We start from the raw sequence: 26,242 nt of genomic DNA on the forward strand, positions 1-26,242 counted from the left end.
ACGAGCGCTCCGCCGTTGTCAGTGGTGAGTCGTACGGTTGGTCTCATGCGGCCCGTAACTCAGCTCGAACGCAAGGTGGCGCCCTTCGAGGTCGTCAGCCCTTATCAGCCCAGTGGCGACCAGCCCACCGCCATCGCCGACCTCGACCGGCGCGTCCGCGCGGGGGAGAGGGATGTCGTCCTGCTCGGCGCGACCGGCACCGGCAAGTCCGCGACCACCGCATGGATGATCGAGAAGCTTCAGCGGCCCACGCTGGTCATGGCTCCGAACAAGACGCTGGCCGCCCAGCTGGCCAATGAGTTCCGCGAGCTGCTGCCGAACAACGCGGTCGAGTACTTCGTCTCGTACTACGACTACTACCAGCCCGAGGCGTACGTCCCGCAGTCGGACACCTACATCGAGAAGGACTCCTCGATCAACGAGGAGGTGGAGCGGCTGCGTCACTCGGCGACGAATTCGCTGATCACCCGGCGTGATGTGATCGTGGTGGCCTCCGTCTCCTGCATCTACGGCCTCGGTACGCCGCAGGAGTACGTGGACCGTATGGTGCCGCTCAAGGTCGGCGAGGAGATCGACCGCGATCAGCTGCTGCGTCGCTTTGTCGATATTCAGTACAACCGCAACGACATGGCGTTCACCCGGGGCACCTTCCGGGTCCGCGGCGACACCATCGAGATCTTCCCGGTCTACGAGGAGCTCGCGGTCCGCATCGAGATGTTCGGCGACGAGATCGAGGCGCTGTCCACGCTCCATCCGCTCACCGGCGAAGTGATCAGCGATGACCATGAGCTGTATGTGTTCCCGGCCACCCACTACGTGGCCGGGCCCGAGCGCATGGAGAAGGCCATCGCCGGGATCGAGGCCGAGCTCACCGAGACCCTGGCCCGGATGGAGAAGCAGGGCAAGCTGCTGGAGGCCCAGCGGCTGCGGATGCGCACCACCTACGACATCGAGATGATGCGGCAGATCGGCACCTGCTCCGGTATCGAGAACTACTCGCTGCACATCGACGGCCGTGAGACCGGATCCCCGCCGCACACCCTGCTGGACTACTTCCCGGAGGACTTCCTCCTGGTCATCGACGAGTCGCATGTCACGGTGCCGCAGATCGGCGCGATGTACGAGGGCGACGCCTCCCGGAAGCGGACCCTGATCGAGCACGGCTTCCGGCTGCCCTCCGCACTGGACAACCGCCCGCTGAAGTGGGAGGAGTTCCTGAAGCGCGTCGGCCAGACGGTCTATCTCTCGGCCACCCCGGGGACGTACGAGATGTCCCGCGGCGACGGCTTCGTGGAGCAGATCATCCGCCCGACCGGGCTGGTCGACCCGGAGGTCGTCGTCAAGCCGACCGAGGGCCAGATCGACGACCTCATCCATGAGATCCGCACCCGCACCGAGAAGGACGAGCGCGTCCTGGTCACCACCCTCACCAAGAAGATGGCCGAGGACCTCACCGACTACATGCTCGAGCTGGGCATTCAGGTGCGCTATCTGCACAGCGATGTGGACACCCTGCGCCGGGTCGAGCTGCTGCGCGAGCTGCGCGCCGGTGAGTTCGACGTGCTGGTGGGCATCAACCTGCTGCGGGAGGGCCTCGACCTTCCGGAGGTCTCGCTGGTCGCCATCCTCGACGCCGACAAGGAGGGCTTCCTGCGCTCGGGCACCTCGCTGATCCAGACCATCGGCCGCGCCGCCCGTAACGTCTCGGGCCAGGTGCATATGTACGCCGACAAGGTCACCCCGGCGATGGCGAAGGCCATCGACGAGACCAACCGCCGCCGCGAGAAGCAGATCGCGTACAACAAGGCGAACAAGATCGATCCGCAGCCGCTGCGGAAGAAGATCAACGACATCGTGGCCCAGATCGCCCGCGAGGACGTCGACACGGAGGAGCTGCTCGGCACCGGCTACCGCAAGACGAAGGACGGCAAGGGCGCGGAGGCGGCCGGGCCGGCGGCCGGCGGCAAGGCGGCCAAGGGCGGCAAGGCCAAGGCCGCCAAGGGCAAGGCCAAGGAGGCGGTGCTGACCGACCGGCCCGCGGCCGAGCTCGCCGAGCAGATCGAGGAGATGACCGACCGCATGCGGGCCGCGGCGGCGGAGCTCCAGTTCGAGGTGGCGGCCCGACTGCGCGACGAGGTCTCGGAGTTGAAGAAGGAGCTGCGGCAGATGCGGGAGGCCGGAGTTTCCTGATCATCGGGCGCCCCGGGTCCTCACCGGGGCGCCCGTGGGTTCCCTGTGTTGCAAGACCGACACAAAAGTCCGCTCGTCCGGCCGGAGTCCTGGTCGCAGTGCATAGGGTTTTCGGAAGGGCCGTGCGTACGGCGCGGCCACGGCCGCACACCCGCGGCGGCCACGGGGAATCGAGAGACGAGAGTAGGGACAGCGCGTGACGGTCAACATGTCCAAGGGACAGGCCATCAGCCTGCAGAAGGCCGACGGGGGCACCCTGACCGCGGTGCGGATGGGGCTGGGCTGGCAGGCGGCGCCCCGCCGCGGGCTGTTCGGCTCCCGTACGCGGGAGATCGACCTCGACGCGTCGGCCGTCCTCTTCGCCGACAAGCAGCCGACCGATGTCGTCTTCTTCCGCCACCTGGTCAGCGATGACGGCTCGGTCCGCCACACCGGTGACAACCTCGTGGGCGGCGCCGGACAGGGCGGCGACGACGAGGCGATCCTGGTCGACCTCCAGCGGGTGCCCGTCCATATCGACCAGATCGTCTTCACGGTGAACTCCTTCACCGGCCAGACCTTCGCCGAGGTGCAGAACGCGTTCTGCCGGCTGGTGGACGAGACCAACGGCCAGGAGCTCGCCCGCTACACCCTCACCGGCGGCGGGCAGTACACCGCCCAGATCATGGCCACGGTCCAGCGCGCGGGCAGCTCCTGGCAGATGAAGGCGGTCGGCGAGCCGGCCAACGGACGCACCTTCCAGGACCTGATGCCGCACATCCTGCCGCATCTGTAAGGGCGTACCGCGTCTGTAAAGGCGTACCGCCCAGGTGAGCGCGTCGGCCCGGTTGAGCAGAGCTCGCCGGGCCGACGCGCTCACCGCACCACCGCATCACCACTCACACGTACGGCACACAGCGGAACACAACGAGGGGACGCAGCCATGACGGCCGAGCTGGTCCGAGGGCAGAACCACCCGCTGCCCCAGACCCGTTTGGAGATCCGGATCTCTGCGGGCAATCCGATCGTGGCCGGGGCGACACTCGGCGATGAGCGGGGCACGGTGCACGGCGCCGAATGGGTCGCGCATCCCGCCTCGCCCCAGCTGGCCGGGATAGAGGTGCCCAAACAGGCGGCGGCCGCCCACCGGCTCGCCGTGGACCTCGGCGCGATGCCCGGGCACATCCACCGGGTCACCGTGCTGCTCGCGCTGCCGACCGGCGTCGGCGGCCCGGCCCGGTTCGGCGCCATGGCCGCGCCGTTCGTCGCCGTCACCGGCCTCGACGGCACCGAGATCGTCAGCTACACCATCACCGATCTGGACTCGGAGTCCGCGGTGGCGGCCCTGGAGCTGTACCGCAGGCAGGACGCCTGGAAGGTGCGCGCCATCGGCCAGGGGTACGCGGGCGGGCTGGCCGCCATGCTGCACGACCAGGGACTGGAGCAGGGCACCGACCTCGCGGCGCGGATCAACGAGGCGGTGGCCCGCGGCATGGCCCGCTCGGTCGCCCAGCCCCCGCCCCGCCCGGAGGGCGACGGCCGGGTGCGCACGGCCGCCGCGGGCGGCGGCACCGACCCGGCCCCGGCCCAGCCGCAGACCCCGCCGCAGCAGCCGCAGGGCACGCCCCAGCAGCCGCAGGGCACGCCCGCCGCCGGAGGGCCCATCGACTACCAGCACCCGAGCCGCCGTACGGCCGCGCCGCCCACACCCCCGCCCACGGCGCCGCCCGCCGCGCCCGGACAGCCCACCCGGCCGGTCGCGGGCGACGCCTCCGGCTGGTCCATGGACGAGCGGCTCTACAACCAGGTCTGGGGGATGTTCGAGGACCTGGCCCGGACGACCGCCGCCTACCGCAGCGCGGTGGACTTCGCCGAGTCCCGCATGGAGCAGGAGCTGGACCGGGTGCTCTCCGACCCGTGCACCCGGGTGGGCCCGGCCGCCGACTCCGCGCGCGCCGAGGCGCGCGCCAAGCAGACCGACCTCGTCGAGCAGGCCCGGATCGCCCTCGACCGCGATCTGGCGCAGCTCATCTCCGAGGCCGAGGTGGTGGAGCCCGCGCTGCCGTACGCCTACGCCCGCTGGGACAGCCCGGTGTGGCAGGCGTACGAGGTGCCGATGGAGGTCCCGATGGCCCTGCGTCTGGGCGATCTGCACCTTCCGGAGCGCGCCGATCTGCGCATCCCCATGCTGGTGCGGCTGCCGCTGGAGCGGGGGCTGTGGATCGACGCCGGGCGTTCGAGCTCGTTCGACGGGCCGGCCGACTCCGGTGAGCTGCGCAGGCTGGCCGCGGACGCGGCGGTGGCGATCGCGGCGCGGATGCTGGCCGTCTATCCGGCGGGGGAGTTCGCGGTGCATGTGATCGACCCGGCGGGTTCGGCCGCGGGCTCGTTCGCCCCGCTGGTGGGGTCGGGTGTGCTGGCCGAGCCGCCGGCGGCCGGGGCCCAGGGGGTCTCGGCGGTGCTCGCCGCGCTGACCCAGCGTGTCGACCTGGTGCAGATGGCGATCCGCAGCCGGGCCACGGACGCGCTGCCGCCGGATATGGACACCGCCGAGCAGCTGCTGATCGTCCATGACTTCCCGCACGGCTTCGACGACCGGGCCGTCACCCAGCTGCGCTATCTGGCGGACGAGGGGCCGTCGGTGGGCGTGCATCTGATGATGGTCGCCGACCGCGAGGACGCGCGGGCCTACGGTCCGGTGCTGGACCCGCTGTGGCGGTCGCTGCTGCGGCTCACGCCGGTGGCCGACGACCACCTCGCCGACCCCTGGGTGGGCCACGCGTGGACGTATGAGCCGCCGACGGTGCCGCCGGGCAGCCGGGTGCTGGACCAGGTGCTGGGGGAGGTGGGGAGGGCCGCGCAGGCTCTGAGGGCCGCGCGGGCCCGCCAGTCCTATGGCGGCTGACCAGGGTTGACCTGGTTCTGACCAGGGCTTTTGCCTTTCTCTTTACTATCTCATGGGGATTCCTGTACTCTCTTTTACGCGGAGGGGAGTACTCCTTAGCGGTGTTCCCGTCACCACGGATTCCGTCCGGCACCAGGAGGCCGGACGGAATCCCGGGACTCCGGTCCATGGCGCGGTCCATGGGCGGAAGAGACCTCCGGCAGCGACGACGCTGAGACTGCCGTACGAATGCCGGAGGAACCGTGGACGTATCCGTGACCATGTGGGGGCTGACGATCATCGGCCTCTGCGCCCTGATCGCCGTCGACTTCTTCATAGGCGGCCGCAAACCGCATGAGGTCTCCATGAAGGAGGCCGGGATCTGGACCGCCGTCTGGGTCGCCCTCGCCGGGCTCTTCGGGCTCGGGCTGCTGGTCTTCGCGGGCGGTCAGCCCTCCGGCGAGTTCTTCGCGGGTTTCATCACCGAGAAGTCGCTGAGCGTCGACAATCTCTTCGTCTTCGTCCTGATCATGGCGAAGTTCTCCGTGCCGACGATCTACCAGCAGCGGGTGCTGATGGTGGGTGTGCTCATCGCCCTGGTGCTGCGCGCGGTCTTCATCGCCGCCGGTGCCGCGATCGTCTCGACCTTCGCCTGGGTCTTCTACATCTTCGGCGCCTTCCTCATCTGGACGGCCTGGAAGCTCATCCAGGAGGCGCGGGCCGATGAGGAGGAAGAGGAGTTCGAGGAGAACCGGCTGCTCAAGGCGGTCGAGAAGCGAGTCCCGTCCACCGACCGGTACCACGACACCAAGCTGTTCATCGTGGAGAACGGCAAGCGGCTGATGACCCCGATGCTGATCGTCATGCTGGCGATCGGCACCACCGACGTCCTCTTCGCGCTGGACTCGATACCCGCGATCTTCGGCCTCACCCAGGATCCGTACATCGTCTTCACCGCCAACGCCTTCGCGCTGATGGGCCTGCGCCAGCTGTACTTCCTCATCGGCGGCCTGCTCAAGAAGCTGGTCCACCTCTCGTACGGGCTGTCGATCATCCTCGGCTTCATCGGCGTCAAGCTGGTGCTGCACGCGCTGCACGAGTCCGGGGTGCATGTCCCGGAGATCAGCATCCCGGTCTCGCTCGGGGTCATCTGCGCGGTGCTCGCCGTCACCACGGCCACGAGTCTGTACGCCTCGAAGAAACAGGCCCTGGCGGAGGCGGGGAACGGGGAGGACCGGGCCCGGGACAAGGACAGCGTCGACGTCTGACGGCGCCCGCGGCGTCACCGCCCTGACGGCGCCCGAGAGCGCCCGGCGGCGTCTGACAGCTGCCCAGTCCCGGATCCGGGAGACGGGCTCACACAGCCGCCTCCCCGGCCTCCAGAGGCCGTACGGCCGACCGTCCACCATCCGGACGGTCGGCCGTCGGCCGTGTCTCCGGCAGCAGGGCGAAGCAGCCCAGGCTCAGCAGCGCCACGCCGGTCAGATACGCGGCGACGCCCCAGGGCGGGCCGTCGCCGTGGGAGACCGCCGTCGCCACGATCGGGGTGAGCGCCCCGCCCAGGACGCCCGCGAGGTTGTAGCCGAGCGCCGCCCCCGTACACCGCACCCGCGCCTCGAACAGCTCGGGCAGATAGGCCGAGGTCACGGCGAACATGGTGATGAAGGCGAGCAGCGCGCCCAGGAAGCCCAGGAACATCAGCGGCGGCTCACCGGTGCGCAACAGCGCGACCAGCGGAAACATCCACACCACGATGGCCACGCAGCCCACCAGGCACATCGGCCGCCGCCCGAAGCGGTCGCCGAGATGGGCCGCCAGGGGCGTCAGGGCGCCCAGGACCGCCACGGCCGCCATGATGCAGCCCAGCAGGGTGGTGCGGGCGACCCCGAGCCGCTCCGTGCCGTACGCCAGCGCCCAGGTGGTGACCGCGTAGAAGACGGCGTAGCCCACCGCGAGACCGCCCGCGGTCAGCAGGACCAGCCGCCAGTGGCCGCGCACCACCTCGGCCAGCGGCGCGGCGGCCTGCTCGCCGCGCTCGGCCAGCTCCCGGAACCGCGGGGACTCGGTCACCTGGGCCCGCAGCAGCAGCCCGGCGCCCGCCAGCAGCCCCGCGCCCCAGAACGGCACCCGCCACCCCCAGGACCGGAACTCGCCATCGCTCAGCGTGGCCGACAGGGCCAGCATCGTGCCGTTGGCCAGCAGAAAGCCGATGGACGGGCCGACTTGCGGAAAGCCCGACCACAGCCCGCGCCGTGCGGCGGGCGCGTGCTCGGCGGTCAGCAGCACCGCGCCGCCCCATTCGCCGCCCAGCCCCAGCCCCTGCAGGAAGCGCAGCACGAGCAGCAGGACGGGGGCGGCGATGCCGATCGAGTCGTAGGTCGGGACGAAGCCCACGGCGACGGTGGCGAGACCGGTGAGCAGCAGTGAGGCGATGAGCACCGGACGGCGCCCGTGGCGGTCGCCGAGGGGCCCGAAGAGCATCGAGCCCAGCGGCCGGGAGACGAAGCCGACGGCGAAGGTGCCGAAGGCGGCGAGGGTGCCGGCCAGCGGCGAGAAGGTGGGGAAGAACAGCGGGCCGAGGACGAGCGCCGCGGCCGTGCCGTAGACGAAGAAGTCGTAGAACTCGATCGCGGTGCCGGCCATGGACGCGGCGGCGAGGCGGACCATGGACGGTGAGCGGTCATGCTGCGGAGAGCGGTCGTGCTGCATGACGCGACAACCGGCCCGGCCCGCCGGGGGTCACGGGGCGTACGGAGGCACGCGGCGCTCCGGGGCGTGCGAGCGCCGCTACCAGCCGCGCTCGCGCCACTCGCCGAGGTGCGGGCGCTCGGCGCCGAGGGTGGTGTCGTCGCCGTGGCCGGGGTAGACCCAGGTCTCGTCGGAGAGCTGGTCGAAGAGCTTGGTCTCGACGTCGTTGAGCAGGCTCTCGAACGCCTTGGGATCCTTACGGGTGTTACCGACCCCGCCCGGGAAGAGGCAGTCGCCGGTGAACACGTGCGGATGGCCGTGCGGATCGTCGTAGATCAGGGCGATGCTGCCCGGGGTGTGGCCGACCAGATGGCGGGCGGTCAGCTCGACCCGGCCGACCCGCAGCGTGTCGCCGTCCTCGACCAGGACATCGGTGCGCGCCGGGATGCCCTCCGCGTCGTAGCGGCCCGCGTAGGTACGGGCGCCGGTGGCCTCCATCACCTCGCGCAGCGCACCCCAGTGGTCGGGGTGGCGGTGGGTGGTGACCAGGGACGCGATCCCGCTCTCGCCGATGAGGGAGAGCAGGGTGTGCGGCTCCGCGGCGGCGTCGATCAGCAGCTGTTCGTCGGTGGCCCGGCAGCGCAGCAGATAGGCGTTGTTGGACATGGGGCCCACCGCGACCTTCGAGATCATGAGATCGGGCAGTTCATGCACGTCGGCCGGTCCGCCGACCGTCACCACTCCGCTGTAGGTCATGGCCTCAGCCTAGTGCGGGCAGGGCGGGCAGGGGACCGTCGGGGCAGGATAGACCGGCGCCGTCCGTACGGCCGGTGAGCCAGCCCAGCAGGGCGGCGGGCGAGCCGGTGACGGTGACCGGGGACTCCCCGGGGGCGGCGGGGCGGCCGGTGTGCCGGACGTCCGCTTCGCCGGGCCCGGTGGCCAGCCGCAGCGGGGGAATATCCGGGTGCCCGGCGAACCTTGTACCAGTGAGCACGGTGAGCTGGCTCTCGACGAACGTGGCGGGGAGATCCGCCACGGTGCGGCCGATGCCGAGATCGACATGGTGCAGCTCGACCTCGGTGAGGCGGCGCAGCGGCAGCCCGGCGGCCGGCTCCCGGAGACCGCCGCGCAGGGCCACCTCGTACGGCAGGCGCTCCGGGGGCAGCGCGGCGACCGCCGCGTCGAAGCGGGCGGCGCTGGTGCGCAGGTCGTCCAGGTGGACGGCGAGCGGCCGGGCGGCATCCCGCCGGATGTCGGCGTCGCGCGTCTCCGCGTCGGGGTACATCGGAGTCTCTTCGCCGGTCCGGGCCCAGGTGAGGAGGTTCACCATCGCGTCCGCGTTGCGGGCCAGGTGGGCCAGGACATGGCCGCGGGTCCAGCCCGGGAGCTCCGATGGACGGGCGAGGGAGGCATCGTCGAGGGCGGCGACGGCGGTCAGCAGCCGGGCCGTCGCCTCCTGAACGGCGGCGGCGTCCCGGGCGTAGTCGGCCCCGGCGTAGTCGGTCATGACCCGACCGTAGTGCGCACCACACGATCGGGTGAAGTCGGCTCCCGTGTCCCGCAAATCGAATGTGCGTGCTATAGGCTCGGTGTGCTGCATCCTTAAGACATCGTCGTCGTGCCCCCATACCCTGGGTTGGGGGCTTCGCTCCGCTCCGCCTCTGCTCCGACCGGCAGGGCCGCCCCGCGAGCGGGCTCGGCGCACCCCGACCCTCTCAAGAAAGGTGCCGACCGGCGTGGCCGACCGTCTCATCGTTCGTGGCGCTCGCGAGCACAACCTCAAGAACGTCTCACTCGACCTTCCTCGCGACTCGCTCATCGTCTTCACCGGGCTGTCCGGGTCGGGCAAGTCGTCCCTCGCGTTCGACACGATCTTCGCCGAGGGGCAGCGCCGGTACGTCGAGTCGCTCTCCTCCTACGCCCGCCAGTTCCTGGGGCAGATGGACAAGCCCGATGTCGACTTCATCGAGGGCCTGTCCCCCGCGGTGTCGATCGACCAGAAGTCGACCTCGCGGAACCCGCGCTCGACGGTCGGCACCATCACCGAGGTCTATGACTACCTCCGGCTGCTGTTCGCCCGTATCGGCAAGCCGCACTGCCCCGAATGCGGCCGTCCGATCGCCCGCCAGTCGCCGCAGGCGATCGTGGACCGGGTGCTGGAGCTCCCCGAGGGCAGCCGCTTCCAGGTGCTCTCCCCGCTGGTGCGCGAGCGCAAGGGGGAGTTCGTCGACCTCTTCTCCGATCTCCAGACCAAGGGCTACAGCCGCGCCCGGGTGGACGGCGCCACCATCCAGCTGTCCGACCCGCCGAAGCTGAAGAAGCAGGAGAAGCACACCATCGAGGTGGTCGTGGACCGCCTCACCGTCAAGGACAGCGCCAAGCGCCGGCTGACGGACTCGGTGGAGACCGCGCTCGGCCTCTCCGGCGGCATGGTGATCCTCGACTTCGTGGACCTGGAGGAGGACGACCCGCAGCGGGAGCGGATGTTCTCCGAGCATCTCTACTGCCCGTACGACGACCTGTCCTTCGAGGAGCTGGAGCCGCGCACCTTCTCCTTCAACTCGCCCTTCGGCGCCTGCCCGGAGTGCACCGGCATCGGCACCCGGATGGAGGTCGACCCGGAGCTGATCATCCCGGACGAGGAGAAGTCGCTGGACGAGGGCGCCATCCACCCCTGGTCCCACGGCCACACCAAGGACTACTTCGGCCGTCTGGTCGGCGCGCTCGCCGACGCGCTCGGCTTCCGTACCGACGTCCCCTGGGCCGGGCTTCCGCAGCGCGCCAAGAAGGCGCTGCTCAACGGGCACCGGACCCAGATCGAGGTCCGCTACCGCAATCGCTACGGCCGCCAGCGGGCGTACACCACGGCCTTCGAGGGCGCGCTGCCCTATGTGAAGCGGCGCCACTCGGAGGCGGAGAGCGACGCCAGCCGGGAGCGGTTCGAGGGCTATATGCGCGAGGTGCCCTGCCCCACCTGTGAGGGCACCCGCCTGAAGCCGATCGTCCTGGCCGTCACCGTGCAGGACAAGTCCATCGCGGATGTCTCGGCGATGTCGATCAGCGAATGCGCCGAGTTCCTGCGCGGCATGGAGCTGAGCGCGCGCGAGAAGACCATCGCCGAGCGGGTCCTCAAGGAGGTCAACGAGCGGCTGCGGTTCCTGGTCGATGTCGGCCTGGACTACCTCTCGCTCAACCGCGCCGCGGGCACCCTCTCCGGCGGCGAGGCCCAGCGCATCCGGCTGGCCACCCAGATCGGCTCCGGACTGGTCGGCGTGCTCTATGTGCTGGACGAGCCGTCCATCGGCCTGCACCAGCGAGACAACCACCGGCTGATCGAGACGCTGGTGCGGCTGCGCGACCTCGGCAACACCCTGATCGTCGTCGAGCACGACGAGGACACCATCAAGACCTCGGACTGGGTGGTGGACATCGGCCCGGGCGCGGGCGAGCACGGCGGCAAGGTGGTGCACAGCGGGCCGCTGAGCGAGCTGCTGGTCAACCAGGAGTCGGTGACCGGGCACTATCTGTCCGGCAAGAAGGCCATCCCGCTGCCGGCGGCGCGCCGGCCCATGGACCCCAAGCGGCGCCTTACGGTCCACGGCGCCCGGGAGAACAACCTCCAGGACATCGACGTGTCCTTCCCGCTCGGAGTGCTCACCGCCGTCACCGGTGTCTCCGGATCGGGTAAGTCCACGCTGGTCAACGACATCCTCTACACCCATCTGGCCCGCGAGCTGAACGGCGCGCGGGCGGTTCCCGGGCGGCACACCCGGGTCGCCGGCGACGATCTCGTCGACAAGGTGGTGCATGTCGACCAGTCGCCCATCGGCCGCACCCCGCGCTCGAACCCGGCCACGTACACCGGCGTCTTCGACCATGTGCGCAAGCTGTTCGCGGAGACGATGGAGGCCAAGGTCCGCGGGTACCAGCCCGGGCGGTTCTCCTTCAACGTCAAGGGCGGCCGCTGCGAGAACTGCTCCGGTGACGGCACCATCAAGATCGAGATGAACTTCCTGCCGGATGTGTATGTGCCGTGCGAGGTCTGCCACGGCGCGCGCTACAACCGGGAGACCCTGGAGGTGCACTACAAGGGCAAGTCCATCGCCGAGGTGCTGGACATGCCCATCGAGGAGGCCCTGGACTTCTTCGAGGCGGTGCCCACCATCGCCCGCCATCTGCGCACCCTCAACGAGGTCGGGCTGGGCTATGTCCGGCTCGGGCAGCCCGCACCGACCCTCTCCGGCGGTGAGGCCCAGCGCGTGAAGCTGGCGAGCGAGCTCCAGAAGCGGTCCACCGGCCGCACGGTGTATGTGCTGGACGAGCCGACCACCGGTCTGCACTTCGAGGACATCAGCAAGCTGATCAGCGTGCTCTCCGGCCTGGTCGACAAGGGCAACACGGTGATCGTCATCGAGCACAACCTCGATGTGATCAAGACGGCCGACTGGGTCGTGGACATGGGCCCCGAGGGCGGTAGCGGCGGCGGTCTGGTGATCGCCGAGGGCACCCCGGAGGACGTGGCCTCGATCACGGTCAGCCACACCGGGAAGTTCCTGCGGGACATGCTGGGCGACCGGGTGAGCGACGCCACGGTGCCCGCCGCGCGCAAGGGCGGCGTGACCACCAAGAAGGCGCCCGCCAAGAAGGCCGCCGCGAAGTCCACGGCGGCCAAGAAGACCGCGGCGAAGAAGACCGTGGCCAAGAAGGCGGCGGCCAAGACCACGGCCGCCGCCAAGCGGACGGCCGCGAAGTAGCCCACGCTCCTATGCCCGCGCCGCGCCCGGACCGACCCGGGCGCGGCGCGAGCGCGGGCGCAACGGTTGGGCTCAGGCCAGCTCGGACGCGTAGGGCGGCTCCGCTCCCGCGCGGGAGCAGGTGATCGCGGCGGCGCGGGCGGCGAAGCCCAGCACATCCCGCCAGGCCGCCTCGTCCAGCTTGGCCAGCGCGGGCGCCGACAGTGCCTGGTGCCCCGCCAGCCGGTGCAGCAGCGCGGCGTTCACGGTGTCGCCCGCCCCGATGGTGTCCACGATGTCCACCCGCTCGCCCGGCACCGAGATCACCGGGCCGTCCTGGCGCCGTACGCTCAGCCCCTCCCCGCCATGGGTGAGCACCACGGCCGCCGGGCCCGCCGCCAGCCACGCGCCCACGGCCCTCTCGACATCCCCCGCGTCCTCCGAGTCGGCCAGCCACCTCGCGTCCTCTATGGACAGCTTCAGCAGGCCGATATGGGGCAGCCAGCCGCGGAAGCGGGCCCGGTAGGCATCGGCGTCGGGGATCAGACCGGTGCGGATATTGGGGTCCAGCGTGGTGAAGACCCCGCGCGCGGCCTCGCGCCGCAGCAGCTCCTCGTACGCGCTCGCGCCCGGCTCCAGCACCAGCGAGCAGGTGCCCAGCGACAGCGCGCTCACCCCCTCGGGAAGGGACGGCGGCAGGGTGAAGAGCCGGTCCGCGGTGCCCTGCACATAGAAGCCGTACCCGGCCGAGCCATCGGCCCCGATGGAGGCGACGGCCAGGGTCGTGGGCTCCTCGCCGCGCTGCACCAGCGCGGTGTCCACGCCGTCCTTCCGCAGGCCCTCCAGCAGCGCCTCCCCGAAACCGTCCGTGGAGACCCGCGAGCAGAACGCGGTGGGCGAGCCGAGCCGCCCCAGGGCCAGCGCGGTGTTGTACGGGCCGCCGCCGCGCGCGGGCCGCAGCGCGGGCAACTGACCCTCCGCCGCGGGGCTCGGCGTGCGCTCGGGCACGAGGTCGATCAGGGCTTCTCCGGCGACGACGATCACGAGACGGGGTCCTTTCCGGCGATTCCGGGAGTTCCGGGGAGCGGTCGGTCGAGGCCTTCGGCCACACAGCCGCACGAGGTGCGGTGGACGAAGGCACAGGGCAGCCGGACGGTGCGCGGCGGCCGCCCCGGATTCTCCAGCCGCTCGAGCAGCAGCCGGACGGCGGTGGCGCCGACCTCCCGGCCGGGCTGGGAGATCGCGGTGAGCCCGGGGGAGAAGACATCCGCCCAGGAGAAGTCGTCGAAGCAGACCAGCGCGAGATCGTCCGGCACGCTCAGCCCCGCCGTCCGCAGGGCGCGCAGCGCACCGATGGTCATCGCGTTGTTCGCGGTGATGATCGCGGTGGGCGGCTCGGGGAAGGCCAGCAGCCGGTGGACGGCGTCCTCCGCGCCCCGCGCCTCGGAGTGGCCCTCGGCCAGCAGCCCGGGGCGGAACGGCAGCCCGTGCCGCTCCAGCCCGGCCCGGTAGCCCGCGATCCGCTCGGTGGTGGTGCTCAGCCCCGGCAGCCCGGCGACCAGTCCGATGCGGGTGTGGCCGAGATCGGCGAGATGGTCGACCAGCTGTTCGACGGGGCGGACGTTCTCGACGCACACCTGGTCATGGGCGTCGCCGACCAGCCGGTCGAGGAAGACGGCGGGGATCTTACGGCGGGCCAGATACTCCAGCAGCCCGGCGGGCCCGGCCGACGGGGCGACGAGCACGCCGTCCACCCGTCGCTCATGCAGCAGCCGGACGACGGTCAGCTCATGCTCGGGGTCGTCATGCGGATCGGCGATCAGCAGACCGTAGCCCCGCTCCAGGGCGCCGGCCTCGACGCCCTGGAGGATCTCGGTGAAGTACGGATTGCTGATCGCCGAGACGGCCAGGCCGATCGAGCGGGTGCGCGCGGTCACCAGGGAGCGCGCCAGCGTATTGGGGATGTATCCGAGCTCGTCGATGGCGTCCAGCACGGCCTTACGGGTGCCGGGGCGGACCGGCCGGGTCTCGTTGAGCACATGCGAGACGGTGGCCACGGACACCCCGGCGCGACGGGCGACATCGACCATGGTTGCCATCCGCTGCGGTCCTTAACGTCGAGATCGTCGGGGGAGTCGGTCCAAGGGGGAGCCGGTCCAGGGGGGAGCCGGTCCCAAGGGCGAGTTCGGGTCCGTCGGGCTGCCGAGCCCTGCTGGGGGCACGTAACGTATCGCATCGGGCGGCAGACGTAAACGTTTGCGCAAGCGCTTACGTCCCCCCTGGGGGCGGTGGCGAACGGAAGGATCTGTACCGGTATGGTCGGAGGGCCCTCACACCCCCAGGAGTCGCAGATGTCCAGCCAGCCCGCCTCCCGTCGAACCGTGCTGTGCCGCGCCGCGCTGGCCGGAGCCGCCGGGCTCGGGGTGGCGGCCTGCTCCCCGAGCGGGTCGGGCAAGAAGGCGTCCCCGACGCCCACCGCCCCCGTCGAGCTCGGCTCGGCCGGTGTGGTGCCGGTCGGCGGCGCCAAGATCTACCGAGAGCAGCGGGTGGTGGTCGCCCAGCCCGCCAAGGGGGAGTTCACGGCGTTCAGCGCGGTGTGCACCCACGCCGGTTGCGTCGTCGACACGGTCGAGGACGGCAAGATCAACTGTCCCTGTCACGGCAGCCAGTTCGACGCCCGCACCGGCAAGGTCGTCCAGGGGCCCGCGGAGCAGCCGCTGCCGTCGGTCCCGGTCACCGCGAGGGGCGGACGGCTCATCGCGGGCCCCGACGCCTGAGCGGACGGCGGAATCCCCAAATCCCCTGGACCTCACCGAACCGCGTCCCGAGGGCACCGGATGTGTCACTCCCCGCAAGTAGGGTGGTGACCATGGCCGACCCGAGCAGCTACCGCCCCAAGCCGGGACAGATCCCCGACTCGCCGGGGGTCTACAAGTTCCGTGACGAGCACGGCCGGGTGATCTACGTCGGAAAGGCGAAGAGCCTGCGCCAGCGGCTCTCGTCGTACTTCCAGGACCTGGCGAACCTCCACCCGCGGACCCGCACCATGGTCACCACGGCCGCCGCCGTGGAGTGGACCGTGGTCTCCACCGAGGTCGAGGCCCTGCAGCTCGAGTACTCCTGGATCAAGGAGTTCGACCCCCGGTTCAACGTCAAGTACCGCGACGACAAGAGCTACCCCTCCCTCGCCGTGACCCTCAACGAGGAGTTCCCCCGGGTCCAGGTGATGCGCGGCGCCAAGAAGAAGGGCGTGCGCTACTTCGGCCCGTACGCCCACGCCTGGGCCATCCGCGAGACCGTCGACCTGATGCTGCGCGTGTTCCCCGTCCGGACCTGCTCCGCCGGGGTGTTCAAGCGCTCCGCCCAGATCGGCCGCCCCTGTCTGCTCGGCTATATCGGCAAGTGCTCGGCCCCCTGCGTCGGCCGTGTCACCGCCGAGGAGCACCGCCAACTGGCCGAGGAGTTCTGCGACTTCATGGCCGGCCGCACCGGCACCTATCTGCGCCGCCTGGAGGAGCGGATGCACGAGGCCGCCGAGGACATGGAGTACGAGAAGGCGGCCCGGCTCCGTGACGACATAGGGGCGCTCAAGCGCGCCATGGAGAAGAACGCGGTGGTGCTCGCCGACGCCACCGACGCCGACCTGATAGCGGTCGCCGAGGACGAGCTGGAGGCGGCCGTCCAGATCTTCCATGTGCGCGGCGGCCGGGTGCGCGGTCAGCGCGGCTGGGTCACCGACAAGGTCGAGGCCGTCGACACCGCCGGGCTGGTCGAGCACGCCCTCCAGCAGCTGTACGGGGAGGAGCGCGGCGACGCCGTCCCCAAGGAGGTCCTGGTGCCCGCCGTGCCGGAACCGGCCGAGCCGGTCGCCCAGTGGCTCGCCGAGCGCCGGGGCTCCCGGGTCGATCTGCGCATCCCGCAGCGCGGCGACAAGAAGGACCTGATGGAGACCGTGCAGCGCAACGCCCAGCAGGCGCTCGCGCTGCACAAGACCAAGCGCGCCTCCGACCTCACCACCCGCTCCCGGGCGCTGGAGGAGATCGCCGAGGCCCTGGGGCTGGACTCCGCTCCGCTGCGCGTGGAGTGCTTCGACATCTCCCATCTCCAGGGCGATGACGTGGTGGCCTCCATGGTGGTCTTCGAGGACGGGCTCCCCCGGAAGAGTGAGTACCGCCGCTTCCAGATCAAGAGCTTCGCCGGGCAGGACGATGTCCGCTCCATGCACGAGGTCGTGAGTCGCCGCTTCCGCCGCTATCTGCAGGAGAAGCAGAAGACGGGGGAGTGGCAGGAGGAAGCCACCGGGGCTCCTGGGGTTCCCGGGGCCACTGAGGCATCCGGGATCGCCGGGGTTTCCGGGGCCACCGAAACATCCGGGGCTCCCGGGGCCGTCGAGACTCCCGAGTCCACCGAGTCCACCGGGTCCACCGGGACCACCGGGCAGCCCCTCGACGGCCCGGACGGACTCGACGGCCCCGACCAGGGGCCCTCCGGCCCGATCGACGAGGAGGGCAGGCCGAAGCGGTTCGCCTACCCGCCCCAGCTCGTCGTGGTCGACGGCGGCAAGCCGCAGGTGGCCGCCGCCCAACGGGCCCTCGACGAGCTCGGCGTCGACGACGTCGCCGTCTGCGGCCTCGCCAAGCGGCTCGAGGAGGTGTGGCTGCCGGACGAGGAGGACCCGGTGGTGCTGCCCCGCAGCAGCGAGGGGCTCTATCTCCTTCAGCGGGTCCGCGACGAGGCCCACCGCTTCGCCATCACCTACCAGCGCAGCAAACGCGCCAAGTCGCTGAAGGCCGGGCCGCTGGACACCGTTCCGGGCCTCGGTGACAGCCGTAAGCAGGCCCTGCTGAAGCACTTCGGCTCGGTCAAGCGGCTCCGCGCCGCCACCGTCGAGCAGATCTGCGAGGTGCCCGGCGTGGGCCGTAAGACGGCCGAGACGGTCGCCGCGGCGCTCGCCGGGGCCGCCCCGGCCGCGCCCGCCGTGAACACCGCCACAGGAGAGATCATTGAGGACGAGGCCGCCGGCGCGGCGTCGTCGAACGGGGGGACCAGACCATGACCGAGCACGAGAACCATGGAGACGGAGCGCAGGTGAATACGGGCACGTCGGGCGAGCCCGCCGAGGCGGCGGCCATCCCCGAGCTGGTGATCATCTCTGGAATGTCGGGCGCGGGCCGCAGCACCGCCGCCAAGTGTCTGGAGGACCTCGGCTGGTTCGTCGTGGACAATCTGCCGCCCGCGCTGATCCCCACCATGGTCGACCTGGGCGCCCGCTCCCAGGGCAATGTGGCCCGGATCGCCGTGGTGGTGGACGTCCGCGGGCGCCGCTTCTTCGACAACCTCCGCGAGTCCCTCGCCGACCTCGCCGCCAAGAACGTCAAGCGGCGCGTGCTGTTCCTGGAGGCGTCCGACGAGGCGCTGGTGCGCCGCTTCGAATCCGTGCGCCGCCCGCACCCCCTCCAGGGCGACGGCCGGATCGTGGACGGCATCGCCGCCGAGCGCGATCTGCTGCGCGAGCTGCGCGGGGACGCCGATCTGGTGATCGACACCTCCAGCCTCAACGTCCATGAGCTGCGCGCCAAGATGGACGCCCAGTTCGCGGGCGAGGAGGAGCCCGAGCTGCGGGCCACCGTGATGTCGTTCGGCTACAAGTACGGGCTGCCGGTCGACGCCGATCTGGTGGTGGACTGCCGCTTCCTGCCCAATCCGCACTGGGTCCCCGAGCTGCGCCCCTTCACCGGGCTCAACGAGGAGGTCTCCAGCTATGTCTTCAACCAGCCCGGCGCCAAGGAGTTCCTGGACCGCTACGCGGAGCTGCTCCAGCTCATCGCCGCGGGCTACCGCCGCGAGGGCAAGCGCTATGTGACCATCGCCATCGGCTGCACCGGCGGTAAGCACCGCAGCGTCGCGATGTCCGAGCGGCTCGCCCCGCGGCTGGCCGCCGAGGGAGTGGAGACCGTCATCGTCCACCGGGACATGGGGCGCGAGTGACCATTCGTAGCAACCGGCTGCGACGGCTGGTCGGGGCGCGGACGAACCGGGGTGCACAGCCCAAAGTCGTCGCCCTGGGCGGCGGCATGGGCCTGTCGGCGTCGCTGGCCGCGCTGCGCCGGATCACCGGCGATCTGACCGCCGTCGTCACCGTGGCCGACGACGGGGGCTCCAGCGGACGCCTCCGGGACGAGCTGGGCGTGCTGCCGCCCGGCGATCTGCGCAAGGCCCTGGCCGCGCTGTGCGGCGACGACGACTGGGGCCAGACCTGGGCGCGGGTCATCCAGCACCGCTTCGTCAGCGAGGGCGATCTGCACGGCCATGCGGTGGGCAATGTGCTGATCGTCGCCCTGTGGGAGCAACTGGGCGACCATGTGCAGGCACTCGACCTGGTCGGCAGGCTGCTGGGCGCCCACGGCCGGGTGCTGCCCATGTCGGCCGTCCCCCTGGAGCTCCAGGCGTACGTCCGGGGCCATGACCCGGCGCGCCCGGACGAGGTCTCCACCGTCGCCGGGCAGGCCACCGTGGCGCTCACCCCCGGCGAGGTGCAGTCGGTCCATCTGGTGCCGCACGATCCGCCGGCCGTCCCCGAGGCCGTCGAGGCGGTCATGGACGCCGACTGGGTGGTGCTGGGACCCGGCTCCTGGTTCTCCTCCGTGATCCCCCATCTGCTGGTCCCCGATCTGCTCAAGGCGCTCACCGAGACCAAGGCCCGGCGCGTGCTCTCGCTGAACCTCGCCCCTCAGCCGGGAGAAACCGACGGCTTCTCCCCGCAGCGTCATTTGGAGGTTTTGGCCCGACACGCCCCTAAACTCGCCTTCGACGTGGTGCTGGCCGATGAGGCCGCCGTCCCCGACCAGAGCAGTCTGTGCGACGCCGCCAAGCGGCTGGGCGGCACAGTCGAGCTGGCGCCGGTGGCCGCGACCGACGGTGCCCCGAAGCATGACCCGGAGCTTCTGGCGGCCGCGTACGACCGTATTTTTCGGATGCATGGAAGGATCGGCCCATGGCGATGACGGCAGCGGTGAAGGACGAAATCTCCCGGCTCCCCGTCACCCGGACCTGCTGCCGGAAAGCGGAGGTCTCGGCGATCCTGCGGTTCGCGGGCGGGCTGCACCTGGTCAGCGGGCGCATCGTGATCGAGGCGGAGCTGGACACCGGGATCGCGGCCCGCAGGGTCCGCAAGGACATCCTGGAGATCTTCGGCCACTCCTCGGATCTGGTGGTGATGGCCCCCGGCGGGCTGCGCCGCGGCAGCAGGTACGTGGTGCGGGTGGTGGCGGGCGGTGACCAGCTGGCGCGGCAGACCGGCCTGGTCGACGGCCGCGGCCGGCCGATCCGCGGACTGCCGCCGCAGGTCGTCTCCGGCGCCACCTGCGACGCCGAGGCCGCCTGGCGCGGGGCCTTCCTCGCCCATGGCTCGCTCACCGAGCCCGGTCGCTCGTCCTCCCTGGAGGTGACCTGCCCCGGTCCGGAGGCCGCGCTCGCCCTGGTCGGCGCCGCCCGCCGGCTGCAGATCGCCGCCAAGGCGCGCGAGGTGCGCGGGGTGGACCGGGTGGTCGTCCGGGACGGTGACGCCATCGGCGCGCTGTTGACGCGGCTGGGGGCGCATGAGTCGGTCCTCGCCTGGGAGGAGCGGCGGATGCGCCGCGAGGTGCGGGCCACCGCCAATCGCCTCGCCAACTTCGACGACGCCAATCTGCGCCGCTCGGCCCGCGCCGCCGTCGCCGCCGGGGCCCGGGTACAGCGCGCCCTGGAGATCCTGGGCGAGGAGGTGCCCGAGCACCTCGCCGCGGCCGGGCGGCTGCGCATGGAGCACAAGCAGGCGTCCCTGGAGGAGCTGGGCGCCCTCGCCGACCCGCCGCTGACCAAGGACGCCGTCGCGGGCCGTATCCGCCGACTGCTGGCCATGGCCGACAAGCGCGCCCAGGACCTGGGCATCCCCGGCACCGAGTCAAGCCTGACCGAGGAGATGGCCGACGGCATGGTCGGCTGACCGGTCCCACGAGCTGACTGCCGCACGAGCTGACGGCCGCACGAGTCGACCGTCCCCCGAGCTGATGGTCCCGCGAGCCTACGGGTCCCATCAGCCGACGGTCCTACGAGCCGACCGTCGCGCGAGCCGACGGCCCCGATCAGCTGACGGCCCGACAAGCCGTACGAGAGCCGCACCCCACGTCCCCGGATCACGCGAGCGATCCGGGGACGTGGTGCGTCCCGGGGCACGTGACAGCCGTTCCGCGCGCCGCTGTTGACATGACCATGTGTCGTGACAAGTCTGGAGCGCTGCGCACCCGCGTGTCTTCGAACGACAGCCAGGGGGGCTCATGAAGCTCAGACGCACGGTGAGATTCAGACGCACGGTGAGATCGAGCGGCGCGGTGGTGGCACTGGCCGCGCTGTTCCTGGGGGGACTGGCCGCGGCACCCGCGGCCCCCGCGCAACCGCCGCCGGACGCCGCCGGTGACGGGCTGTCCGTATGGAGCGCCCAGGTCGCCAAGGATCAGATCCCACTGCTGCTCCGCGCCGGAGCGGACGGCACCGAGCTGGGGCGGCAGGTGCCCGACAAGGGCACCGGCCCGGTCGAGCTCTACCTCACCGCCAAGCAGGCCGCCGGGCTGCGCGGCAAGGGCGTGCGGCTCACCGAGAAGAAGGTCTCCGCACAGGGCCGCGACCGGCTGAAGGCCGCGGGCGACGGAGTCTTCCGTCCCTACAGCGGCGAGGGCGGGCTGAAGCAGGAGATCGTCGAGACCGGCCGGGCGCACCCCGGCCTCACCAAGGTCGTCAGCATCGGCAAGACCGGCCAGGGCAAGGACATCCTCGCCCTCAAGCTGAGCAAGGGCGCAGCGAAGACCCGCGACGGCAGCAAGCCGTCGGTGCTCTACATGTCCAATCAGCACGCCCGTGAGTGGATCACGCCGGAGATGACCCGCCGGCTGATGCACTACTACCTCGACAACTACGGCAAGGACGACCGCGTCACCAGGATCGTGGACCGTACGGAGCTGTGGTTCGTGCTGTCCGCCAACCCGGACGGCTACGACTACACGCACCAGAGCCCGGCCAACCGCCAGTGGCGCAAGAACCTGCGCGACAACAACGGCGACGGCAAGATCACCTCGGGCGACGGCGTCGACCTCAACCGCAACTTCCGCTACAAGTGGGGCTACGACAACGAGGGTTCGTCCGCCGACCCGGCCGATGAGACCTACCGGGGCCCGGCCCCCGCCTCCGAGCCGGAGACCAGGGCGCTGGACGCCTTCGAGAAGCGCGTCGGCTTCACCTACGGCATCAACTACCACTCGGCCGCCGAACTGCTGTTGTACGGCGTCGGCTGGCAGGTCGCGACCCCGACCCCCGACGACGTCCTCTACAAGTCGCTGGCCGGCACCCCGGAGCACTCCGCGATCCCCGGCTACCACCCGCAGGTCTCCTCCGAGCTGTACACCACCAACGGCGAGGCCGACGGCCACGCGGCGAACGTCAACGGGATGATGATGTTCACCCCGGAGATGTCGACGTGTCAGACCGCCTCCAACGTTGACCCGGACGACGCCTGGCAGCCGCGCGACTGCGCGTCCGTCTTCACCTTCCCGGACGACGAGAAGCTGATCGCCCAGGAGTTCACCAAGAACATCCCGTTCGCGCTCTCCGTCGCCGAGACCGCCGAACACCCCGACCGGCCCTCGTCATCGGTCGGTATGAGCGCGCGGGACTTCACCCCGGACTCCTTCAGCACGTCGTACGCGCGCGGCGGTGACCAGGACGTCTCGGTGACCGTCCGCAAGAGCGTTCGCGACAAGAAGCTCAACTACCGGGTGGACGGGGGCCGTACCCGCACCGCCCCGCTCAAGGCGTGGAAGGGCGGCGAGACCTACGGCGGCGAGGACAACATCCGCTTCGACCAGTACCGCGCCGCCGTCAAGGGCGCGGACCCCGGACAGCAGGTCGAGGTCTGGTTCACCGGCCGTACGGAGAACGGCAAGCGGACCGCGAGCGAGCCGTTCACCTTCACCGTCGCCGAGCGGCCCCGCGCCGACACGCTGGTGATCGCCGAGGAGGGCGGCACTTCCCCGGCCCGGCACACCGCCGCGTACGCCCGGGCACTGGCCGACAACGGCCGTAAGGCGGCCGTCTGGGATGTGGCCACCCAGGGGGCGCCGTCCGCGCTCGGAGTGCTGAGCCACTTCAAGACCGTGCTCTGGTACACCGGCGCCGAGCGGCCCGGCGGCCCGACCCTGCTCGCGGTGCGCGACTTCCTCAACGAGGGCGGCAAGCTGATCACCACCGGTGAACGGGCGGGCGGCAGCTCCGAGGTGGGACCGGCCGACACCGACGACTTCAGCCAGTACTACCTGGGCGCCGACAGCCGGCTCACCCTGAAGTCGCCCACGTCCTTCCGGGGCGCCGGCGCGCTCGCGGGCACCGGCGCGAACCTCGGCGACGCACCCGGCAACCCCCTGGACGCCGCGGGCGCCTACACCGTCACCTCCGATGTGCTGCCGCCCGAGGACTTCCCCCAGTTCAGCAGCGCGGGCGCGGGGGAGTACCCGAACACGCGCACCCCGTACCAGCCTTATGCGGGCGACTGGATGGCCGCCGCGGGCCACCGTGACAACTCCTGGATGCGGCTGTCCCGCACGGTGGACCTCGGCGGTGTGTCCGCCGCCGACAAACCGGCCCTGGACTTCCGGCTCAGCTATGACACCGAGCCCGGCTACGACCATGTGATCATCGAGGCGCGCACCGCGGGCCAGGACGACTGGACCACCCTCCCCGACGCGGGCGGCGGCTCCTCCACCAAGGTGCCCACCGAGTGCGAGGGGGGCTTCCTGCTCAATCTGCACCCGTTCCTCAAGCACTACCTGACCCCCGGCGACGACGGCTGCACCGCGAAGGGCAGCACGGGCTCCTGGAACAGCCTGACGGGCTCCTCCGAGGGATGGCGGCCGGTCTCGCTGGACCTGAGCGGCTACGCGGGCAAGAAGGTCGAGCTGGCCATCTCGTACGTCACCGACCCGGGCACCGGCGGCCGGGGCGCCTTCGTGGACGCCACCGAACTCACCGTCGGCGGCACCGCCGAGGACTCCGAGGGCTTCGAGACCGCGCTCGGCCCGTGGTCGGTGCGGGGGGCGCCGGAGGGCAGCCCGGCGAACGCCGGGGACTGGTCCCGTTCCCGGGAGCTGTTCCACACCGTCGCGGGCGTCACGACCCGGGACACCGTGCTGCTGGGATTCGGCCTGGAGCACGTCCCGGACGCCGCCCAGAGGGCCCGGCTGGTGGGCGACGCGCTACGTGCGCTGCGTCGTTGACAGCGCGTGACACATCGTGACTGAATCGGCGGTCCGTACCACTTTCCGGTGGTCATGGGCCGCCGATGCCAATGTCACGTACGTCCCGTGATAGCGGTAGGGTCGGAGGCGGTCGGGGACATCCCATTACACGTTCGCCGGCGTCCAGACCGGCACACCAACGAGGAGATCGGTTCGTGACGATCCGCGTAGGCATCAATGGCTTCGGCCGCATCGGTCGCAACTACTTCCGCGCGCTCCTTGAGCAGGGCGCGGACATCGAGATCGTCGGTGTCAACGACCTGACCGACAACGCCACCCTGGTGCACCTGCTCAAGTACGACTCCATCCTCGGTCGGCTGAAGCACGAGGTCAGCCACACCGAGGACACCATCACGGTGGGCAACCAGACCTTCAAGACGATGGCCGAGCGCGACCCGGCCGCCCTTCCGTGGGGCGAGCTCGGCGCCGACATCGTGGTGGAGTCCACCGGCATCTTCACCAAGCGTGAGGACGCGGCCAAGCACCTTGCCGCCGGCGCCAAGAAGGTCCTGATCTCCGCGCCCGCGAAGAACGAGGACATCACCATCGTGATGGGCGTCAACCAGGACAAGTACGACCCGGCGAACCACCACGTCATCTCCAACGCCTCCTGCACCACCAACTGTGTGGCGCCGATGGCCAAGGTCCTCGACGAGAGCTTCGGCATCGTCAAGGGCATGATGACGACGGTCCACGCGTACACCAACGACCAGCGCATCCTGGACTTCCCGCACAAGGACCTGCGTCGCGCCCGCGCGGCGGCCGAGAACATCATCCCGACCTCCACCGGTGCCGCCAAGGCCACCGCGCTGGTCCTCCCGCAGCTCAAGGGCAAGCTGGACGGCATCGCGATGCGCGTCCCGGTCCCGACCGGGTCGGTCACCGACCTCGTCCTGGAGCTCGACCGCGAGGTCACCAAGGACGAGATCAACACCGCCTTCCAGAAGGCCGCCGAGGGTCAGCTCAAGGGCATCCTCGAGTACACCGAGGACCCGATCGTCTCCTCGGACATCGTCAACTGGCCCGCGTCCTGCACCTTCGACTCCTCCCTGACCATGGTCCAGGGCAAGCAGGTCAAGGTCGTCGGCTGGTACGACAACGAGTGGGGCTACTCCAACCGCCTCGTCGACCTGACGGTCTTCGTCGGCGGCCGGCTCTGACCGCTGTCCCGATGAGCTAGGAAACGGGGCCCGCTACGACGCCGTCGTAACGGGCCCCGATCCATGATCAAGGAGTCATCCCTGTGAAGACGATTGACGATCTTCAGGTCGCCGGGCAGCGGGTCTTCGTCCGCGCCGATCTGAACGTCCCGCTCGACGGCGAGACGATCACCGACGACGGCCGGATCCGCGCCGCCGTCCCGACGATCACCAAGCTCCTGGACCGGGGCGCCAAGGTGATCGTCGCCTCGCACCTGGGCCGCCCCAAGGGCGCCCCGGACCCCCAGTACTCGCTCGCCCCGGTCGCCCGGCGGCTCGGCGAACTCCTCGGCAAGCAGGTCGCCTTCGCGACCGACACCGTGGACGACAGCGCCCGGGCCACCGTGGCGGGGCTCGGCGACGGCGAGGTCGCACTGCTGGAGAACCTGCGTTTCAACGCCGGTGAGACCAGTAAGGACGACGCCGAGCGCGGCGCCTTCGCCGACCGGCTCGCCGCCCTCGCCGACCTCTACGTGGGCGACGGCTTCGGCGCGGTCCACCGCAAGCACGCCTCGGTGTACGACCTCCCGGCGCGGCTGCCGCACGCCGCGGGCGATCTGATCGCCGCCGAGCTCTCGGTGCTGAAGAAGCTCACCGAGGACGTCAAGCGGCCCTACGCGGTGGTCCTCGGCGGCGCCAAGGTCTCCGACAAGCTCGGCGTGATCGACCACCTCCTGGAGAAGGCCGACCGCATCCTGATCGGCGGCGGCATGGCCTACACCTTCCTCAAGGCCCAGGGCCACGAGGTCGGCGGCTCGCTGCTGCAGGAGGGCCAGGTCCCGGCGGTCCAGGACTATCTGCGCCGGGCCGAGGAGCGCGGTGTGGAGTTCGTGCTCCCGGTCGATGTCACGGCCGCGTCCGAATTCCCGGACCTGAAGACCAAGGCCCCCGCGAACCCGCGGCTCGTCGCCGCGGACGCGATCCCGGCCGACCTCATGGGCCTGGACGTCGGCCCGGAGACCCGCAAGCTCTACGCCTCGAAGCTGGCCGACGCGGCCACCGTCTTCTGGAACGGCCCCATGGGCGTCTTCGAGCACCCCGACTACGCCGAGGGCACCCGGGCCGTGGCCCAGGCGCTCCTGGACAGCCCGGCCTTCACCGTGGTCGGCGGCGGCGACTCCGCTGCGGCCGTGCGCATCCTGGGCTTCGACGAGAACGCTTTCGGCCACATCTCGACCGGCGGTGGAGCGAGCCTCGAATTCCTCGAGGGCAAGACGCTCCCCGGCCTCGCCGCACTGGAGGACTGAA

18 protein-coding genes are annotated in these 26,242 nt (G+C 70.8%); 13 read left to right on the forward strand and 5 right to left on the reverse strand.

Features of this window, described 5'->3' with window-relative positions:
* The first annotated feature begins 45 nt into the window (after nucleotides 1-45).
* The 4 genes from uvrB to JK364_RS25070 all read left to right on the forward strand — a co-directional run bounded on the left by uvrB (nucleotide 46) and on the right by JK364_RS25070 (nucleotide 6,321).
* A complete protein-coding gene (gene uvrB / locus JK364_RS25055) occupies nucleotides 46-2,190 on the forward strand; it encodes an excinuclease ABC subunit UvrB (protein ID WP_201853443.1) in 2,145 nt (714 codons plus the stop codon).
* Nucleotides 2,191-2,386: 196 nt separating this feature from the next.
* Nucleotides 2,387-2,965: a TerD family protein gene (locus JK364_RS25060; protein WP_020872192.1), complete on the forward strand. Its 579-nt coding sequence runs from the start codon at nucleotides 2,387-2,389 to the stop codon at nucleotides 2,963-2,965.
* Nucleotides 2,966-3,112: 147 nt separating this feature from the next.
* Entirely contained in the window at nucleotides 3,113-5,074 is a 1,962-nt protein-coding gene (locus tag JK364_RS25065) for a TerD family protein (protein WP_201853444.1), read from the forward strand.
* Between the two features lie 242 nt (nucleotides 5,075-5,316).
* Complete coding sequence (locus JK364_RS25070; protein WP_201853445.1) at nucleotides 5,317-6,321, forward strand: TerC family protein; 1,005 nt, start codon at nucleotides 5,317-5,319, stop codon at nucleotides 6,319-6,321.
* An 88-nt stretch (nucleotides 6,322-6,409) separates the two neighbouring features.
* Here JK364_RS25070 and JK364_RS25075 read toward each other — a convergent pair whose 3' ends face one another.
* The 3 genes from JK364_RS25075 to JK364_RS25085 form a co-directional block, all read right to left on the reverse strand.
* Nucleotides 6,410-7,720 (reverse strand): MFS transporter, encoded by a 1,311-nt coding sequence (locus JK364_RS25075; RefSeq protein WP_201853684.1) that lies wholly within the window; start codon nucleotides 7,718-7,720, stop codon nucleotides 6,410-6,412.
* Nucleotides 7,721-7,840: 120 nt separating this feature from the next.
* Nucleotides 7,841-8,497, reverse strand: coding sequence for an MBL fold metallo-hydrolase (locus tag JK364_RS25080; RefSeq protein ID WP_201853446.1), 657 nt, complete (start codon nucleotides 8,495-8,497; stop codon nucleotides 7,841-7,843).
* A gap of 4 nt (nucleotides 8,498-8,501) precedes the next feature.
* Nucleotides 8,502-9,248 carry a maleylpyruvate isomerase family mycothiol-dependent enzyme gene (locus tag JK364_RS25085; protein ID WP_230992445.1) on the reverse strand — a complete coding sequence of 249 codons (747 nt, stop codon included), beginning with the start codon at nucleotides 9,246-9,248 and terminating at the stop codon, nucleotides 8,502-8,504.
* 229 nt (nucleotides 9,249-9,477) lie between these two features.
* Here JK364_RS25085 and uvrA point away from each other — a divergent pair, with 229 nt between their 5' ends.
* Nucleotides 9,478-12,495: an excinuclease ABC subunit UvrA gene (uvrA, locus tag JK364_RS25090; RefSeq protein ID WP_201853448.1), complete on the forward strand. Its 3,018-nt coding sequence runs from the start codon at nucleotides 9,478-9,480 to the stop codon at nucleotides 12,493-12,495.
* Between the two features lie 72 nt (nucleotides 12,496-12,567).
* Here the strand turns inward: uvrA and JK364_RS25095 are convergent, their stop codons facing one another.
* Complete coding sequence (locus JK364_RS25095) at nucleotides 12,568-13,518, reverse strand: carbohydrate kinase family protein (protein ID WP_201853449.1); 951 nt, start codon at nucleotides 13,516-13,518, stop codon at nucleotides 12,568-12,570.
* On the reverse strand, nucleotides 13,515-14,573 hold the full coding sequence (locus tag JK364_RS25100; RefSeq protein ID WP_201853450.1) for a LacI family DNA-binding transcriptional regulator: 1,059 nt from the start codon (nucleotides 14,571-14,573) through the stop codon (nucleotides 13,515-13,517). The genes JK364_RS25095 and JK364_RS25100 overlap by 4 nt, the downstream gene beginning before the upstream one ends.
* A gap of 252 nt (nucleotides 14,574-14,825) precedes the next feature.
* On the opposite strand from JK364_RS25100, the gene JK364_RS25105 reads away from it, so the two are divergent.
* The 8 genes from JK364_RS25105 to JK364_RS25140 all read left to right on the forward strand — a co-directional run bounded on the left by JK364_RS25105 (nucleotide 14,826) and on the right by JK364_RS25140 (nucleotide 26,241).
* Nucleotides 14,826-15,251, forward strand: coding sequence for a Rieske (2Fe-2S) protein (locus JK364_RS25105; protein ID WP_201853451.1), 426 nt, complete (start codon nucleotides 14,826-14,828; stop codon nucleotides 15,249-15,251).
* A gap of 92 nt (nucleotides 15,252-15,343) precedes the next feature.
* Complete coding sequence (uvrC, locus tag JK364_RS25110) at nucleotides 15,344-17,530, forward strand: excinuclease ABC subunit UvrC (protein ID WP_201853452.1); 2,187 nt, start codon at nucleotides 15,344-15,346, stop codon at nucleotides 17,528-17,530.
* The gene (rapZ, locus tag JK364_RS25115) at nucleotides 17,527-18,462 is read left to right on the forward strand and encodes an RNase adapter RapZ (protein WP_201853453.1); all 936 of its coding nucleotides are present in this window, start codon (nucleotides 17,527-17,529) and stop codon (nucleotides 18,460-18,462) included. Before uvrC ends, rapZ begins: the two co-directional genes overlap by 4 nt.
* Nucleotides 18,459-19,478 (forward strand): gluconeogenesis factor YvcK family protein, encoded by a 1,020-nt coding sequence (locus JK364_RS25120; RefSeq protein ID WP_201853456.1) that lies wholly within the window; start codon nucleotides 18,459-18,461, stop codon nucleotides 19,476-19,478. The genes rapZ and JK364_RS25120 overlap by 4 nt, the downstream gene beginning before the upstream one ends.
* Nucleotides 19,469-20,458 carry a DNA-binding protein WhiA gene (whiA, locus tag JK364_RS25125; protein WP_030840944.1) on the forward strand — a complete coding sequence of 330 codons (990 nt, stop codon included), beginning with the start codon at nucleotides 19,469-19,471 and terminating at the stop codon, nucleotides 20,456-20,458. The genes JK364_RS25120 and whiA overlap by 10 nt, the downstream gene beginning before the upstream one ends.
* 331 nt (nucleotides 20,459-20,789) lie before the next feature.
* Nucleotides 20,790-23,774 (forward strand): M14 family metallopeptidase, encoded by a 2,985-nt coding sequence (locus JK364_RS25130; protein ID WP_201853463.1) that lies wholly within the window; start codon nucleotides 20,790-20,792, stop codon nucleotides 23,772-23,774.
* 176 nt (nucleotides 23,775-23,950) lie between these two features.
* The gene (gene gap / locus JK364_RS25135; RefSeq protein ID WP_037949670.1) at nucleotides 23,951-24,955 is read left to right on the forward strand and encodes a type I glyceraldehyde-3-phosphate dehydrogenase; all 1,005 of its coding nucleotides are present in this window, start codon (nucleotides 23,951-23,953) and stop codon (nucleotides 24,953-24,955) included.
* A gap of 83 nt (nucleotides 24,956-25,038) precedes the next feature.
* Nucleotides 25,039-26,241 (forward strand): phosphoglycerate kinase, encoded by a 1,203-nt coding sequence (locus JK364_RS25140; RefSeq protein WP_201853465.1) that lies wholly within the window; start codon nucleotides 25,039-25,041, stop codon nucleotides 26,239-26,241.
* Nucleotide 26,242: the final 1 nt, after the last annotated feature.

Origin of the sequence: Streptomyces endocoffeicus, from assembly GCF_016741935.1 — a bacterium.
Classification (GTDB): domain Bacteria; phylum Actinomycetota; class Actinomycetes; order Streptomycetales; family Streptomycetaceae; genus Streptomyces; species Streptomyces endocoffeicus.

Coding starts and splice junctions, on each gene's coding strand:
- uvrB (WP_201853443.1), top strand. CDS start 46: ATGCGGCCCGTAACTCAGCTCGAACGCAAGGTGGCGCCCTTCGAGGTC.
- JK364_RS25065 (WP_201853444.1), top strand. CDS start 3,113: ATGACGGCCGAGCTGGTCCGAGGGCAGAACCACCCGCTGCCCCAGACC.
- JK364_RS25075 (WP_201853684.1), bottom strand. CDS start 7,720: ATGGTCCGCCTCGCCGCCGCGTCCATGGCCGGCACCGCGATCGAGTTC.
- JK364_RS25080 (WP_201853446.1), bottom strand. CDS start 8,497: ATGACCTACAGCGGAGTGGTGACGGTCGGCGGACCGGCCGACGTGCAT.
- JK364_RS25085 (WP_230992445.1), bottom strand. CDS start 9,248: ATGACCGACTACGCCGGGGCCGACTACGCCCGGGACGCCGCCGCCGTT.
- JK364_RS25100 (WP_201853450.1), bottom strand. CDS start 14,573: ATGGCAACCATGGTCGATGTCGCCCGTCGCGCCGGGGTGTCCGTGGCC.
- JK364_RS25105 (WP_201853451.1), top strand. CDS start 14,826: ATGTCCAGCCAGCCCGCCTCCCGTCGAACCGTGCTGTGCCGCGCCGCG.
- uvrC (WP_201853452.1), top strand. CDS start 15,344: ATGGCCGACCCGAGCAGCTACCGCCCCAAGCCGGGACAGATCCCCGAC.
- rapZ (WP_201853453.1), top strand. CDS start 17,527: ATGACCGAGCACGAGAACCATGGAGACGGAGCGCAGGTGAATACGGGC.
- whiA (WP_030840944.1), top strand. CDS start 19,469: ATGGCGATGACGGCAGCGGTGAAGGACGAAATCTCCCGGCTCCCCGTC.
- JK364_RS25130 (WP_201853463.1), top strand. CDS start 20,790: ATGAAGCTCAGACGCACGGTGAGATTCAGACGCACGGTGAGATCGAGC.